Genomic DNA, 15339 nt, shown 5'->3' on the forward strand with positions numbered 1-15339 from the left:
TTTGCACTAACCTTAAGGACGTTTAACCAAACGCTTACGCATTTTGATGTTGATCATTTCTACCACCACAGAGAAGCCCATTGCGAAGTAAATGTAGCCTTTTGGAATATGGAAATCTAAGCCTTCACCAATTAACGCCACGCCCACTAAAATCAAGAAAGAAAGGGCAAGCACTTTCAGTGTTGGGTGCGATTCCACAAAATCGCCAATCGGTTTGGCTGCCAGCATCATCACACCAACGGCAATCACAATCGCCAAAATCATCACGCCAATTTCGCTCGCCATTCCCACCGCAGTGATCACTGAATCAAGCGAAAATACAATATCTAAAATGGCAATTTGAATGAGTACACTGAAAAAATTCGCTTTTTTTGCCGCACTTTGCTCTTCTTCCTCTTCTGGCGTCATTGCGTGGTGAATTTCGTGGGTACTTTTTGCCACTAAAAATAATCCTCCCACAATTAAAATAAGATCACGCCCTGAAATCTGTTGCGAGAAGACTTCAAATAACGGCTCGGTGAGTTTCATTAACCAAGAGAGGGAAAGCAATAATAAAATACGGGTTGCCATTGCCAAGCCTAAGCCGATTAAACGCCCTGATTGACGTTGTTGGGCAGGCAAGCGCCCGACTAAAATACTGATAAAAATGATGTTATCAATACCTAACACAATTTCTAATGCGGTTAGGGTGAATAAAGCCACCCACGCTTCGGGGCTGGCGATCCAGTCAAACATAATAAGTTCCTTATAGATTAAATCTAAAGCAGATAATGATATCGATTTCTCACTTTAATGGAAAGGAAAATCAGCCATTTTTTTGAAATTGTTGCAGGATTTCGTGAGTGAAATTTTTGCGTAAATAAAAGCCAAGCGGTAAGGTATCAACAATCTCGCCATTTCGCCCAATACCTTTGGTTAACGCTTTGCTATTTGCACCTTTAGGGCGAAGCTGCAACACTTCACCAAGGCGAGCGGTGATTTCATCAAGCCGACCAAACACGATATATTCCATTAGTTCTTCCCAATCTTGCTGTAAACGTTGCTCTTGCTCAGGCGAGGGTTGCCACAAAATGGGTTGTCCAATATGACGTTCAGCAAGGGGGATGGTGCGTTCGCCTTCAATGGGAATCCACAGTACTTTGGATAATTTGTGGCGAACGTGAGAAGATTGCCAAGTGATTCCGCTATTTTGCACCAGAGGAGCGAGGCTGACAAAAGTGGTTTCAAGGGGCTTGCCTTGACGATTAATGGGAATGGTTTTGAGTTCAATACCAAGGTGGGCAAAATCTTGTTCCGCTTTGCTACCAGCTGTTGCGCCTAAAGCGGTTTCGAGTAGCATTCCCACCCAGCCTTTATCCCGTTTCAAATTAGCGGGCACAGAAATGTTCAGCTCTTTGGCGACTTCACCAAAGCTGAGTCCTGCCAGCGATTGTGCAAGGCAAAGCAAGGCTTGTTCAGAGTTTGGGCTATTCATAAAGTGCGGTGCTTTTTTATCAAGTTTTTGTTAGTTTTGATATTTTTTCAATAATTTCTGTTTGACGTATTCCACGCCTTTATCCACATAAGCAATATTTTCCAACTGTAATAAATGGCGTTTGGCAGGCAATCCGCCACCAAACCCTGTTAGCTGACGTGTTTTACCTAATACGCGATGACAAGGAATAATAATGCTAATCGGATTGCTCCCGACCGCACCACCCACGGCGCGTACTGCTTTTGGCTTGTTAATGCGGTTGGCTAACTCGCCATAGCTTGTGGTTTCGCCATAAGTAATTTGGCAAAGCTGCTGCCAAATGCTTTGTTGAAAAGGCGTGCCTTGTGGATTTAGCGGAATCCCTGCAAAATCTTCTTTTTCGCCATTAAAATAACGGGTTAATGCCGCTGAAACCTGCGCAAAGAGCGGGTGATTTTCTTGTAAAATCCATTTCGGATTTGGCGCAATTTGCTCAGCTTCTAAATCCAAATTAGTTAATTTGTTATCTTGGCTAATCATCAATAACCGGCCAATGGGGGAATGATAATAACAATAATAGATTTCGGGCATTGGGAATTCTCTAAAACACGACATAAAAAGCCTATCCAGTAGGATAGGCTTATTATAATCAAATTTGCGTAAACGCCTAGTTCTTAAATTAGAAACTGTAATTTACGTTTAGACCGTAAAGGTTGGCGCTAGATTTTGAGTGGTAATTTGTTTTTACTTCAACTAAACCACCGCCAAGGCTTTGTGTTTCAGTGAAGTTTACTTTCTTACCGCGTAAGTGAGCAAAACCGACGTCCACAGAAAGATTTGGGGTAAATTTATAGGTTGCACCTAAGCTATACCAAGTACGATCGGTATCTGGAATTGAAGCACTTGCGTGTTCAGTTGGCGCAGCCGCTTCATCATAGGCAATACCTGCACGTAAAGTTAATTGATCATTGATAAGATAGCTTGCACCTAAAGCTATGCGTGTATTATCACGGTATCTCTCTTCTTTATGGAAAGCCAAATCACCATTGCGAGATCCTGCTGGCACGCTGTTGTAAGTAGCGTGTAAATTTTTCAAACGACTCCACTCTGTATATTTGTAGCTATAATGCACAGCAAAAGCATCGGTTAATTGGTGGAAACCTGAAATTTCCCAATAACCTGGTAAATTCAACGTTAATGAACCCTCTCCAACATAAGGTTGGACACCATAAGGCATATAGCTTACTGCGTTGCGATCTTTAAATTTCACATCAACTTTTGAGTGGTATGCCACACCAATACGATTTCTTTCATTAAATTGATACACTAAACCAGCATTCCAACCGAAGCCCCACGCACTTCTGTCTTCGAGGTGAGTAAGGACTGTGCCTTTTTCAACACCAGCGCCAATTTGTGCAGCCATTGGTGCATAAGGGCTAGGACTTGCGGCAATTGCATTGAGTGCGTCATCTAAAATTCCTGCGGTACGCTTAACTTCAGCCTTTGCATAAACAGCATTAATTCCTGCACCTAAGCTTAATCCTTGAGTCACGCGATATGCACCGCTTAAATTTAAATTGATCGCACTTAAATCCGTTTTTCCACCAAAAACACCTGCACTATAATCGCTGCCATATTCACTTCTTAAACCGAAGTTTACATTCATTCCTCCACCAATCGCGAATTTATCATTGATTGGTGCTACGAAATACATATTAGGTACTAATGAACCTGGTACAACATCATTATTATCAGCTGATTGTGGGCGAGTAACAGGGCGTCCACCTGCTGTGGCAATGACCGTACCATCAACACGAATTTTAGAATCCACATAAACACCGCCAGCACTAAACTGGCTAGTTTTAAATAAGGTCATTAGAGCAGGGTTGGTCGCAACCACTGAAGCGTTATCTGCGATGGCGGCTTCACCGGCATAAGCACGACCAAGACCTGAGCTTGAAACTTCTGCTAATTGGAATGCAGCTGCTTGCGCACCTCCTGCAACAGCCAATAATGCAGAGGAAAGAAGTGTTTTAGTAAAAAATGTTTTTTTATTCATAGTGAACCCTTTTGTTGTTCTGTTGTCTTTAGATAATTGACTTGGATTGTAAAGAAAGGTAACTGCTATCGCAAACAAAATCGATCTATGCCTTTACAGCTCTGACCAGTTAACTTTCTGTTAATACACTAAAAGTGCGGTTTTTTTTGTAGATATTTTTATACGATGAGAAAAATAAAACGCCCCTTAGGGCGTTTTATCATTTCAATTTCACATTTCAGTTATAAAAATGTCCATAACAAAATTGCTAATAGTTGTGGAGAAATAATCCTTAAGAACATTACAAGTGGGTATACCGTTGCATAAGAAAGTGCTGCAACACCGCTGTCCTCTTTAATCGCATTGGCAAACGCTAAGGCGGGTGGATCAGTCATAGAGCCAGCGAGTAACCCACATAAAGAAAGGTAATTTAATTTAAGATATAGACGTGCAATAAGTGCAGTTGTCATTAGCGGGATAAAGGTAATTAGGATCCCGTAGCACATCCATTCTAATCCTGAACCATTGACGATGGTGTCTACAAAATTTCCTCCAGATTTTAAACCAACCACGGAAAGGAATAGTACAATGCCAATTTCACGTAATGCTAAGTTAGCACTCGGTGGCATAAACCAATAGAGTTTACCGATGCTACCAATCCTTGCTAAAATGAGTGCTACTACTAAAGGACCGCCAGCTAAGCCTAATTTTAATGCCACTGGAAAACCTGGAATATAAAATGGAATAGAGCCAATGAGTACACCTAAGCCAATACCGATGAATACAGGTAGCATTTGTACTTGTTGTAGCTTTTGTTGAGCATTTCCAATTAAAGCTATTGCATTATCAATCACATCAGATCGTCCAACAATATGTAGTACATCACCAAATTGTAATGTAGAGTCAGCACTTGGTACTAGATCGACTCCCGCGCGATTTAATCGAGAGATAACCACGCCATATTTTTGATGGATACCAAGAGATTTGATTTTTTTGCCTAGTACTTTTTCATTGGTGACGACAATTCGTTCTGAACGGAGATCCCCTGTGAGAGTAGAGCGTGGCACATCAACCTCTTCACCAATTATTAAACGCATCTTGCGTAAAGTATGCGATTCTCCGACTAAGTGTAATAAATCATCAAGAAAAATTTCAGTATCCGCATTTGGTACGCTCACGTTTTCTTCACGCTTTAAACGGGAACAAACGACTTCTTTGCTATCAAAGCCAGGAATATCAATAAGCGGTAGACCATTTAAATTAGGATTAGTTACGCGAACATTAATTGAGCGTAGACTTTCTTTGTCTTGCCCACTTTCTTTTTGTGATCTTACCGCTTCCTCATCAATTTTTATCTTAAAAAATAAACGAATCGTCCACATTGTGAGCAGAATACCACAAATACCAAAGGGATATGCTACAGCATAAGCCATACCCATGTGTCCGGTGGTTTGTGTCATTCCTAACTCAGACAGTATTTGTTGCCCAGCCCCTAATGATGGCGTGTTGGTAACGGCACCGGAATAAATACCTAAAATAACATCAAGTGGTACTTCCGCCACTTTATATAATACGATAACACTGGCAGAACCGAGTAATACAATTAATACTGCTAATCCATTGAGTTTTAGACCTGATTCTCGTAATGAAGCAAAAAAACCTGGTCCCACCTGAATACCAATCGTATAAACAAATAAAATGAGACCAAATTCTTGAATAAAGTGCAAGGTATGTGCATCTAAATGCACGCCATATTGGTTGGTAAAATGGGCAACAATAATCCCCCCAAATAATACCCCCCCAATACCTAACCCAACGCCACGAATTTTAAAATGACCGATCCATAATCCGACTACTGCAACGAGGGCTAAAATGCTAATCGTAACTGCAATATCACTCATAACGACCTCAAAAATTTAATTTAACTGAAAAAATTATAGCAATCTCTACACAGAAAGAATGAATTAAAGTTCAAAAGTTTAATCTACATCACATTTTTCTTGATTACCGTGTTAATTTCTTTAACAATCTTTGAACAAATTTGTCATTCTGTTATCTAAACAACACTATTACAATTTTGTGTTTTATCAACTTATTACTCGGAAATATTATGAATTGGTCAGACGAATTACTAAGTTCATTTTTATGGATAATCCAAAGCCTCGCGATGACGAGCATTGTCTTTTCTCTTATCTTAACGCTTTTAGTCAAAACAACTCGCTGGGCACATCAATTTTGGCTGTTAGCTAAAAATTACCTTTCCCCCAAACAGAGCATTAAGCCACTCTGCTATTTTTGGGTGATCATCTTCTTTAATCTAGTTGCCGTACGCTTAGATATTTTGTTTTCTAATTGGTATAACGCAATGTACAGTGCATTACAGGAAATGAATGTCAGCGTATTCTGGCAACAAATGGTCGTATTTTCCTTACTTGCCACCGTTCACGTGTTGAATGTACTGTTTACCTACTACATTTCACAACGCTTCAAAATTCAATGGCGGACTTGGCTCAATGGACATTATGTAGAAAAATGGACAGCCAACCAAGCCTATTATAAAACTCTATATAGCCTCAATCAGCTAGATAACCCCGATCAACGAATCCAGCAAGATATTGAATCTTACATCAACAGCTCGCTCAGTTTTGCCACAGGTGTGATTTCCTCCACGGTTTCACTCATCGCATTCACCACGATTTTGTGGAACTTATCAGGGCCAATGGAAATCGCGGGCTATGAAATCCCACATATGATGGTATTTTTAGTGTTTATTTATGTGCTTATTACCAGTGTGATTGCCTTTAGAATTGGACGACCATTAATTAAGCTCAATTTTGCTAATGAAAGGCTCAACGCAAATTACCGTTATTCCCTAATTCGTCTAAAAGAATATGCGGAAAGCATTGCCTTCTACCGCGGTGAAAAAATGGAACAACACTTATTGTTCAAACAATTCAATAAAATTATTGCCAATATTTGGCAGCTGGTTTACCGCACCCTGAAATTATCTGGCTTTAACTTAACGGTTTCACAGATCTCCGTTATCTTCCCATTTCTTATTCAAGCGGGGCGTTACTTTAGTGAACAAATTAAACTCGGTGATTTAATGCAAACCGCCCAAGCCTTTGGAAAAGTGCAAGAGTCACTTTCTTTTTATCGTAATTCCTATGATGATTTCGCGGCTTACCGCGCCGTGCTTGACCGTTTAACCGGTTTTCATAGTGCGATCAACGCCGTTAATCAACCGTCTAAAACCCAACTTCAAGATAGCCAAGGCGAAGTAACATTCCAAAATCTCACCATAAAACGCCCTGATGGAAAAAGCCTAATTGAAAACTTAAATCTCACCTTTCCCCTAGGCACAAGCGTACTGATTCAAGGGCAATCTGGGGTAGGAAAAACCACGCTATTACGCACCGCAGCAGGGCTTTGGCAATATTCTGAAGGCACCGTAATTTGCCCACAACACAACGCCCTATTTCTTTCGCAAAAACCTTATTTGCCACAAGGTCGCTTAATTGATGCCCTTTATTATCCAGCAGTGGCAAGTGAAGATTGCGATCTCGCTGCAATCCAACAAATTATGCAACAAGTTAATTTAGGACATTTAACCGATAAGCTCGAGCAAGAACAAGATTGGACGCGTGTGCTCTCTCTTGGTGAGCAACAGCGTCTTGCTTTTGCCCGCTTATTGTTACACAAGCCACAGGTTGCATTCCTTGACGAAGCAACGGCAAGTATGGACGAAGGATTAGAAGATGCAATGTATCAATTATTAAAAAGTGCATTGCCAAATACCACCATAATCAGCATAGGTCATCGCTCCACCTTACTCAAATATCACAGATTGCATTTACAAATTCAGCCAGATAAAAGCTGGAAATTAATCCAACCGATGGAAAATTAGAGTAAAAAAAAGTGCGGTGGAAAAACTCAGCATTTTTCCGCCGCACTTCATACTTTATACTTTATTGAATACTAAACCGAATTGGCACGGTCATTGAAGAATAAAATCCTGCTGGTCTTGCACCAATAGATTTTGCTCGGCTTACAGCCTCTAAGGCGGCTTTGTCTAAGTCATTATTACCAGAGGATTTTGCGAGTTGAATATTACTCAACGAACCATCAGCGGCAATATTAAAACTCACTGTCGCCACCCCTTGTTTACGCATCATTTTAGCGCGTTGTGGATAGCGTTGATGGCGTTCTATTTCTCGGCGTAATGCACTCATATAGGCATTTTTTACATCTGAACCTGAACGTTTACTAACAAGCTTTGGATTATTCACCGTTGCCTTGCCTAAGCTGGTTGCTGTCGCTGTAATTTTCGCTTCAGAATTCACATTGCGATCCCCTTTTTCAAGTGCCTTATTCGCCAAAGGCTTCTCTTTGGGTTGAGGTTTCTCTTTTTTCGGTTTTTCTTTCTTTTTCTCTTTCGGTTTTTCTTTCTTAATTTCTTTTGGCTTTTCCCGTTTTGGTGGTTCAGGTTTTACAATAGGATCAGCAACTGTTTCTTTTGCCACTGGTTCTGGCTTAGGTTCTGCAACAGGTTCTGGCACGGGTTCAGGTTCTTCAACGGTCATTCCCATTAGCATTTCCATTGAAATACTGTTATCGATCACGTCTGCTTGATACCCATTGGCGCTGATGTCGGCTTTTACTGCATAGACAATGGCCCCAATCACGGTGGCATGAAATAGCAGAGAAAAGAAGAAGCCGAACCAAGAACGATGTTTATTTGCCATTTATTTGCCTTTTTCTTTCATTGTGACAATGGCAACATTTTTGATGTTATTTTTCGCCATTAAATCCGTTAGGCTGACAAAATCTTGGAATGTGGCTTTGGCATCCACTTTTAGGGTCACTTTTTGATCTTTTGCCCAGCTCGCAATTTCTTTTTCCATTTGTGTTAAATTTGTAGGTTTATCGTTAAAAAAGATTTCACCCGTTTCCGTCACAGTTAATAATTTGGCTAAATCGTCCGATTTAAACGCCACGGTACTGCTGGCTTTTGGCACATTCACTTGAATTTTGCCTTGCGAAATAAAAGACGCGGTGATTAATACAATCGCCAGCAACACTAACATAATGTCAATGAAAGGAATAATATTGATTTCATCAAACTTTTTCACATTATGCCCCTAGATTTTTTTGTCCATTTAAGGCTTTCCATTTTAGGCGATTAACTTCCACTTTGCGTTGCAAGCCGTTATAAAACACCATTGATGGAATGGCGACTAAAATCCCCACTGCAGTGGCTTTCAAGGCAAGGGAAAGGTTAAGCATAATGGCGGCGGCATCAATCTCCCCACCAGAATTCCCTAATTCATAGAAAGTTAATAAAATTCCGATGACTGTCCCTAGTAAACCGACATAAGGGGCATTTGCTCCAATGGTGGAAATAATAGTCAGGTGGCGGTTGAGATCGATGTCTAACTCGTGGATATTGGTGTAGTGTGAAACGTTCACGCGGCTTAAAAAGATAAAGCGTTCAATCACGAACCATACCATAACAAAGCTCATTAAACCGAGTAAACCTAAAATAATGTAATCACTATAATGTTGTAAAAATGCGAGTAATTGTGGCATTGGAAAATCCTTAACGAAAAACGTGGGCAAACAGTCCTTAATTGTTATTGATAATTAATTTTAATTAGGTATAAGATTGTAACAAATTAAAAATTTTCGGTCAAAGTCAAACAAAAAATGCGGTGAAAAATCACCGCACTTTGTTTTTTATACTTAATATGTAGAACATAGAACCTAATCTTGTAGTCTTCTGATCAAAAACTTGCGATTGTTTGATTAATTTGCACTTTAAATTTAGCCTTTCTTCTAGATAATTGATTATTTTATTCGGATATTAAAATATTATAGCTTTAATTTTCGCTCAGCATCTTTCGATTTTACTAAAAACTGTTTACGTTCTTGACTAGACATCTGAGTGCTGGTACCTGGTAGTTTTACTGTCATAGGATTTACAGCGCGTCCATTAATATGAAACTCATAGTGCAAGTGTGGACCAGTAGATCGTCCTGTATTACCAGATAAAGCGATACGTTGGCCACGTTTTACTTGTTGCCCTGCTTTGACTAACACTCTACTCAAATGCATATAAACAGTTTGGTATTCACGACCATGCCGAATCATGATGTATCGTCCTGCACCGTTAGCTTGATAGGCTATTTTTTCAACTATTCCATCTGCTGGTGCTATAACTGGTGTGCCAATTGGCATTGAGAAATCTACACCTTTATGTGGACGAATTCTACCAGTAACAGGGTGGCGTCTAGCTGGATTAAATGGTGAAGAGATCCGAGCTTGGCGTTGCATAGGATAGCGAGCAAAACCTTTGCCTAATGTTTCACCTTGTCGATTATAATAGCGACCATTATTAGCTTGAATGGCGTAATAGCTCTTTCCTCCAGAACTAATATGGATAGCCTCTACGTTACCTTGTCCTGTGAGTTGACTGTCTAAGTATTCTCTTGAAACCAGAACTGCAAATTTATCTCCCTTTTGGAGTTTTTTAATGCTTATTTGCCACTGAAGAGCATTGCTTAGCTGAGAGATTTGTCTGGTGTCTAATCCTTGAGATTTGAGACTATTAGCGAAAGAACTAGTAATTTGCCCTTTTAGTACTTCTTTTTTCCAAGTAGTCTTTTTTTGTAAAATCTCTCGTTTAAACTTATTTGCAGAAGTTAGCTCATAAATCCGTTCTTCTTTTTGTGAAACAAGCCAATTCAAGTATTCTAATTCACCATCTTTGCTTAGAATCCAATAGAATTGTTGCCCAGCTTTGAGGTTTTTTAATTCAGGATAGCTTGCAATAAGCTTTTTACTTATTTGATTATCAAGCCCAGACTGTTCAAGCACATCTTTTAATGTGTCACCTCGCACAACCGTATGGCTAAATTGATCTTTAATACGGATAGCTTGATCGGCAACATCCAATAGGTCATTAATCGCATTTTGGGCATTTTCAGGAAGTTTTTCTATTTCATCATAGTCATCTAAATCAACTTGATCGACTTCATCATCTTTACCTTGCAAGTCATCATCGTAGGAAGTTGCATCATTTGACGTGATTTCTGTATTACTTTCGTTTCTGTGTTGATTAGATATGTCATCTTTTTGAATATCCGCCATTTCGTCAGTTACGTCCTTGAATGCTTCTGTTTTATCAAGGGAGATATCTGGATTATTTAATGGCTTGGTGCGGGGAGGTTCTAGATTTTCATGAGAAAATTGTAAAGGATCTGTCTTCGCATTATCCTTCACACTTAAAATAACACCAATAAAAATAGATAATACAGCTGAGAGAAAAATCAGTGCTTTTAGGCGTGATTTTCTTTTACGTCTGTCTCTTGCTAATTTAATGTATTGCACTATCTATTTCCTTTTGATTATTCATTAGATTATAACAAAGTCAAATATTTTAATGATCCTGGTAGAGTAGTAAGACCAGTTAAAAGTATAAAAATTCCCTAGTTTTTAACAAAAAATGGTTAAATGCGTAAATTATAAGCATCCTTAAATGTTACTTGTTAATCTGATAAAAATAAGCTATTTTAAGCCAATTTTTTGTAATGTATAGAGATAAAATGCAAGTTCAGACTATTAAGCATCCATTAATTGAATTAAAAAATATCAATGTACAATTTGAACAGCGTGATGTTTTAAAGGACATTTATTTATCTCTTTATCCTAATTCTTTTCTCACTATTGTTGGTCCTAATGGTGGGGGTAAATCTACTCTACTAAAGGTGTTGCTTAAATTGATTAAGCCTAGCTCAGGGGAAGTGATTTATCATAGTGATGTGCGTATTGGATATGTACCACAAAAGATTCATCTTGATCATAGCTTGCCCTTAACGGTAGAAAAGTTTCTTACCTTAAAAAAAGGGGTGAGTAAGCGAGATATTGAAGATACGCTAGGCCTACTTTCTATTTCTCATCTAAGACAAAATGCTATGCAAAAATTATCAGGCGGAGAAATGCAACGCGTGTTGTTGGCAAGAGCGATATTGAATAAACCGAATTTGCTTGTGTTGGATGAACCAACTCAAGGAGTGGATATTACCGGTCAAACGGAGCTTTATCAGCTTATCCATCAAACTCGAAAACAGCTTGACTGCGCTGTTATTATGGTATCGCACGATTTGCATATTGTTATGGCAGATACCAATGAAGTACTTTGTATTAATCAGCATATTTGTTGTGCAGGAACGCCAGAAATCGTATCACACGATCCCACATTTATGCATTATTTTGGTAATCAATTTTCGCAAAATATAGCCCTTTACACACATCATCATAATCATAAACACAATATGCATGGTGATGTTTGTTGTAGTAACAATGTTCACTTAAGTCAATGTGAACATAAAAAGTAATTATTAAGGAATAAGAATGTTTGAGATTTTACTTCCGGCTTGGCTTTCTGGTATTTTGCTCTCTTTTATAACCGCGCCGTTAGGTGCATTTGTGGTATGGCGAAGAATGGCGTATTTTGGTGATACGCTTTCTCATTCGGCTTTACTTGGTGTTGCGATAGGAATATTTTTACAAGTTGATCCTTATCTTACTATATTACTTCTTACGCTATTGCTTGCTTTAGGAATGGTATGGTTAGAGAGCAATACTCAATTTTCAGTTGATACTTTGCTTGGTATCATCGCGCACAGTAGTCTTTCTCTTGGCGTAGTAACTGTTGGTCTGCTACAAAATGTGCGAGTAGATTTGATGAATTATTTATTTGGTGATCTACTCGCCATTAGTTATAAGGATCTTTATCTTATCGCTGTAGGTGTTTTTGTTGTGGTGGGTTGTTTGTGGTATTACTGGAAACCCTTACTCTCTACGACCATAAGCCCCGAGCTTGCTCTAGTTGAAGGTATTAATATTCGTAAAATTCGTTTTATATTGATGATTTTAACAGCATTAACGATTTCTTTAAGTATGAAATTTGTTGGAGCATTGATAATTACTTCCTTACTTATTATTCCCGCTGCGACTGCTAGGCGTTTTTCTCGTACACCAGAGGCAATGGTTGTGATTGGTGTCATCATTAGTGTCCTTGCAATATCTTTAGGTTTAATGCTATCTGCTTTCTATAATACGGCAGCAGGGCCCTCAGTAGTGATTAGCGCAACTTTATTATTTTTATTGTCTCTTTTTAAGACACAACGGGAATAACGCGCCGCTATTGAGAGAACTAGTATTAAATTAAGGTTTTAGGTGAGAAATATAGTCAGCTAATCCTTTTATTTCGTCTTCACTTAAACGGGATTTTGCCGCATTTCCGGCTCCCACAATTTCACCTGCTTTTCGTTTTTCAAGTGCGGTGATAATTTCTTCTGCTTTTAGGCTGTTGATAATTGCGGATTGATTTAATGCGGATCGCTCGCCTTGTTTGCCGTGGCACATTGCACAAGAACGGTTAAAGATTTTTTGACTGTGTTCAAGTATTTCCGCGCTTTGATTAGCTAAACCTAATAGCGGTGCGATGGAAAGTAAAAGCAGGGTAAACGTCTTTTTCATTACGGCTCCTTAAATAATGCGAGTAAGTTGTCTTCAGGAATTAAGCCCTCGAATTTATAAAGGATTTTGCCTGTAGGATCAAGTAAAAAAGATGTAGGGGTACCTATTAACTGATAGCGTTCAGACGTAATATTCAGTTGATCCTTAACAATTGGCAACGTTAACTCGTTTTTTATCACTGTCTTTCTCGTATTACCGCGTTCACCATCAGTATTAATGGCAAGTATTTGTAAATTATCTGGGTATATTTCAGCCAGTTGCTGAAATTGCTTGAGTTCAACAATACAAATTCCACAGGTTTCTGACCAAAAATTAAGCAAAAGTTTCTTTCCTGCAAACTGTGACAATTCGACTTTTTGTCCTTTTAGATCGAATGCTGCTAACTCTGGTGCTTGATTACCGATATTGGCGACCTGATCTTTGCAAGAAGTAATTAAAAAAATAATCGTACCTAATAATCCAATTAAGTGAATTTTTTTATATAAATGAGAATATTTCATTTTATACCTTTAATGATTTTTTTCTACTCGCAAAAATTTTCCATGTTGTAGAAAAATTGTACGATGAGTGAGCTTTCCTAACTCTGGATTATGAGTTACCATTACAATAGTTCTACCTTGCTGATTGAGTTCGGTGAGCAAATCCAGCACCAGTTTTTCATTTTTTTCATCAAGGTTTCCGGTAGGTTCATCAGCGAAAATCACTGGAGGTTGATTGACAAGCGCTCGTGCGATACAAACTCGTTGCTGTTCCCCACCAGAAAGCTGACTTGGGCGGTGATCAAAACGGTGTGCAAGCCCCACTTGTGCTAATACCGCTTTGGCAGCCTCTTCATCGACGACGCTGTGATAATGCTGTGCAAGCATCACATTTTCCAGCGCGGTCAAATAAGGAATTAAATGGAATTGTTGGAATACTAAGCCAATTTTTTCTGCACGAAAGCGTTGGCGACCAATTTCATCGAGTTGCGCAGCGTCCACGCCATCTAAAATCACTTTACCAGAGCTTGCGGTATCAAGCCCTGTGAGAATGTTCATCAGTGTGGTTTTACCAGAGCCTGATGCTCCCATAATGGCCACAAATTCCCCTTCAGCGATTTGGATATTAATGTCTTCAAGGGCGGTTACTTGCCCAAAGCGTTTATATAAATGTTGGGTTTCAATAACGTATTTTTCCATTTTATTCGCCTTTTAAAACGTTGGCTGTTTGAATTTCTAAAGCACGGCGTGTTGGCACAATCACGGCAACAAAAGCCACGGTGAGAGAGAGTAGAATCGTGATTGGGATCACGGGCAAGCGTAAATCAATATAGGCTTTAAACACAGTGATACCGAGAATTTGAGCCAGCAGATAACCTAAGATTATCCCTACTACGATAGCGCAACATGCGATGAGTAAAATTTCTGTGCCAATCTGTTTAATAATATCTTGCTGTTTTGCACCTAAGGCTTTTTGGAGCGCAAATTCTTTCGCTCGTTCCCCCACAATGGCAATTAAGGTGGTGTTCACACAAAGGGTGGCGAGAATCAAAATTACCACTGAAATCAAGCCCATTAAACCTTTAATTTTATCCAAAATTTGCCCTTCTGATGCCGATACTTTGAGAATCGGGCGAATGGCAAGAGCGGGATAGCGTTGTTGTAATTGTTGTGCGAATTGGCTGACTTGCCCTTGATCGTTTTTTACATTCAGAAGCGCATTGGTGATTAAGCCCGTTTTATCTAGCCATTGCTGAGCAAATTCAAGATTAACAATCAGCATATTGTCTGTGGCATCACCGCTTTCTACAATGGCTTTAATGGTGAAGTGGTGCTTTTCCGACCCTTTGTTCAAGGTGATTTTATCACCAAGATTAAGGTTTAAGCGTTGAGCAAGGGATTTACCAATCATTGCATTGCGATCATCGAAATTCACCCCAATGGGTGATCCCGTGGTTTGCCAGTAAGGGGAAAGGGTTCGCATTGCATCAAACCATACTCCCATAATAACCACTTTTTCTAAATCAGCGCGTGCCACGCCATAGAGATAAGGGCTGGCAGCAGTAATTAAGCCTTGCGGTGCTTGGCTGAGAATTTGGTTAAATGCGTTTTCGTTCATCAAGCCACTGCTGTTTGAGCCGATGTAAAAATTTGCCCCAAAGGTGCGCAGTTCTTGGCTCATTTTGGTGTTAATGTCGAAATACACCGCAGCCATTGCAGTAACAATACTTGCGCCGACGGTGAGTGCTGCGAAAATAATCATCACGCGCTGCAAGCGTAAGCGCAATGCATTGATAATTAAGCGCCAAAACATTGTGCGAGTGTTG

Annotated in this window: 16 protein-coding genes; 3 read left to right on the plus strand and 13 right to left on the minus strand. The window is 39.4% G+C overall.

Features of this window, described 5'->3' with window-relative positions; all coding sequences use genetic code 11:
- Positions 1–12 precede the first annotated feature (12 nt).
- From L5B71_RS01305 to L5B71_RS01325, 5 genes are all read right to left on the minus strand, one after another.
- Positions 13–735 (minus strand): TerC family protein, encoded by a 723-nt coding sequence (locus L5B71_RS01305; RefSeq protein ID WP_265756512.1) that lies wholly within the window; start codon positions 733–735, stop codon positions 13–15.
- Between the two features lie 70 nt (positions 736–805).
- Complete coding sequence (gene mutH / locus L5B71_RS01310) at positions 806–1474, minus strand: DNA mismatch repair endonuclease MutH (RefSeq protein WP_265756514.1); 669 nt, start codon at positions 1472–1474, stop codon at positions 806–808.
- Positions 1475–1504: 30 nt separating this feature from the next.
- Entirely contained in the window at positions 1505–2044 is a 540-nt protein-coding gene (locus tag L5B71_RS01315; protein WP_265756515.1) for a methylated-DNA--[protein]-cysteine S-methyltransferase, read from the minus strand.
- A gap of 88 nt (positions 2045–2132) precedes the next feature.
- Positions 2133–3512 carry a porin gene (locus L5B71_RS01320; protein WP_265756516.1) on the minus strand — a complete coding sequence of 460 codons (1380 nt, stop codon included), beginning with the start codon at positions 3510–3512 and terminating at the stop codon, positions 2133–2135.
- Between the two features lie 221 nt (positions 3513–3733).
- Entirely contained in the window at positions 3734–5392 is a 1659-nt protein-coding gene (locus tag L5B71_RS01325; protein WP_265756517.1) for a putative transporter, read from the minus strand.
- Positions 5393–5601: 209 nt separating this feature from the next.
- Between L5B71_RS01325 and L5B71_RS01330 the strand changes: the two genes are divergently transcribed.
- Positions 5602–7398: an ABC transporter ATP-binding protein/permease gene (locus L5B71_RS01330; protein ID WP_265756518.1), complete on the plus strand. Its 1797-nt coding sequence runs from the start codon at positions 5602–5604 to the stop codon at positions 7396–7398.
- 61 nt (positions 7399–7459) lie between these two features.
- Here L5B71_RS01330 and L5B71_RS01335 read toward each other — a convergent pair whose 3' ends face one another.
- The 4 genes from L5B71_RS01335 to mepM all read right to left on the minus strand — a co-directional run bounded on the left by L5B71_RS01335 (position 7460) and on the right by mepM (position 10880).
- Entirely contained in the window at positions 7460–8236 is a 777-nt protein-coding gene (locus L5B71_RS01335) for an energy transducer TonB family protein (RefSeq protein ID WP_265756519.1), read from the minus strand.
- On the minus strand, positions 8237–8623 hold the full coding sequence (gene exbD / locus L5B71_RS01340; RefSeq protein ID WP_265756520.1) for a TonB system transport protein ExbD: 387 nt from the start codon (positions 8621–8623) through the stop codon (positions 8237–8239).
- Between the two features lies 1 nt (position 8624).
- Entirely contained in the window at positions 8625–9080 is a 456-nt protein-coding gene (gene exbB, locus L5B71_RS01345; protein WP_265756521.1) for a TonB-system energizer ExbB, read from the minus strand.
- 282 nt (positions 9081–9362) lie between these two features.
- On the minus strand, positions 9363–10880 hold the full coding sequence (gene mepM, locus L5B71_RS01350; RefSeq protein WP_265756522.1) for a murein DD-endopeptidase MepM: 1518 nt from the start codon (positions 10878–10880) through the stop codon (positions 9363–9365).
- 215 nt (positions 10881–11095) lie between these two features.
- Between mepM and znuC the strand changes: the two genes are divergently transcribed.
- Both znuC and znuB read left to right on the plus strand, forming a co-directional pair.
- Positions 11096–11887, plus strand: coding sequence for a zinc ABC transporter ATP-binding protein ZnuC (gene znuC / locus L5B71_RS01355; protein ID WP_265756523.1), 792 nt, complete (start codon positions 11096–11098; stop codon positions 11885–11887).
- A 16-nt stretch (positions 11888–11903) separates the two neighbouring features.
- Complete coding sequence (gene znuB, locus L5B71_RS01360; RefSeq protein ID WP_265756525.1) at positions 11904–12689, plus strand: zinc ABC transporter permease subunit ZnuB; 786 nt, start codon at positions 11904–11906, stop codon at positions 12687–12689.
- A gap of 30 nt (positions 12690–12719) precedes the next feature.
- Here znuB and L5B71_RS01365 read toward each other — a convergent pair whose 3' ends face one another.
- The 4 genes from L5B71_RS01365 to L5B71_RS01380 are packed head-to-tail and all read right to left on the minus strand — an operon-like array spanning position 12720 to position 15326.
- Positions 12720–13034 carry a c-type cytochrome gene (locus L5B71_RS01365; RefSeq protein ID WP_265756526.1) on the minus strand — a complete coding sequence of 105 codons (315 nt, stop codon included), beginning with the start codon at positions 13032–13034 and terminating at the stop codon, positions 12720–12722.
- Positions 13034–13534: a TlpA family protein disulfide reductase gene (locus L5B71_RS01370; RefSeq protein ID WP_265756527.1), complete on the minus strand. Its 501-nt coding sequence runs from the start codon at positions 13532–13534 to the stop codon at positions 13034–13036. The genes L5B71_RS01365 and L5B71_RS01370 overlap by 1 nt, the downstream gene beginning before the upstream one ends.
- A gap of 9 nt (positions 13535–13543) precedes the next feature.
- Positions 13544–14212 carry an ABC transporter ATP-binding protein gene (locus L5B71_RS01375; RefSeq protein WP_265756528.1) on the minus strand — a complete coding sequence of 223 codons (669 nt, stop codon included), beginning with the start codon at positions 14210–14212 and terminating at the stop codon, positions 13544–13546.
- Position 14213: 1 nt separating this feature from the next.
- The gene (locus tag L5B71_RS01380) at positions 14214–15326 is read right to left on the minus strand and encodes an ABC transporter permease (RefSeq protein WP_265757761.1); all 1113 of its coding nucleotides are present in this window, start codon (positions 15324–15326) and stop codon (positions 14214–14216) included.
- Positions 15327–15339: the final 13 nt, after the last annotated feature.

Source organism: Avibacterium sp. 21-586 (genome assembly GCF_026226775.1).
In the GTDB taxonomy this organism is placed as follows: domain Bacteria; phylum Pseudomonadota; class Gammaproteobacteria; order Enterobacterales; family Pasteurellaceae; genus Avibacterium.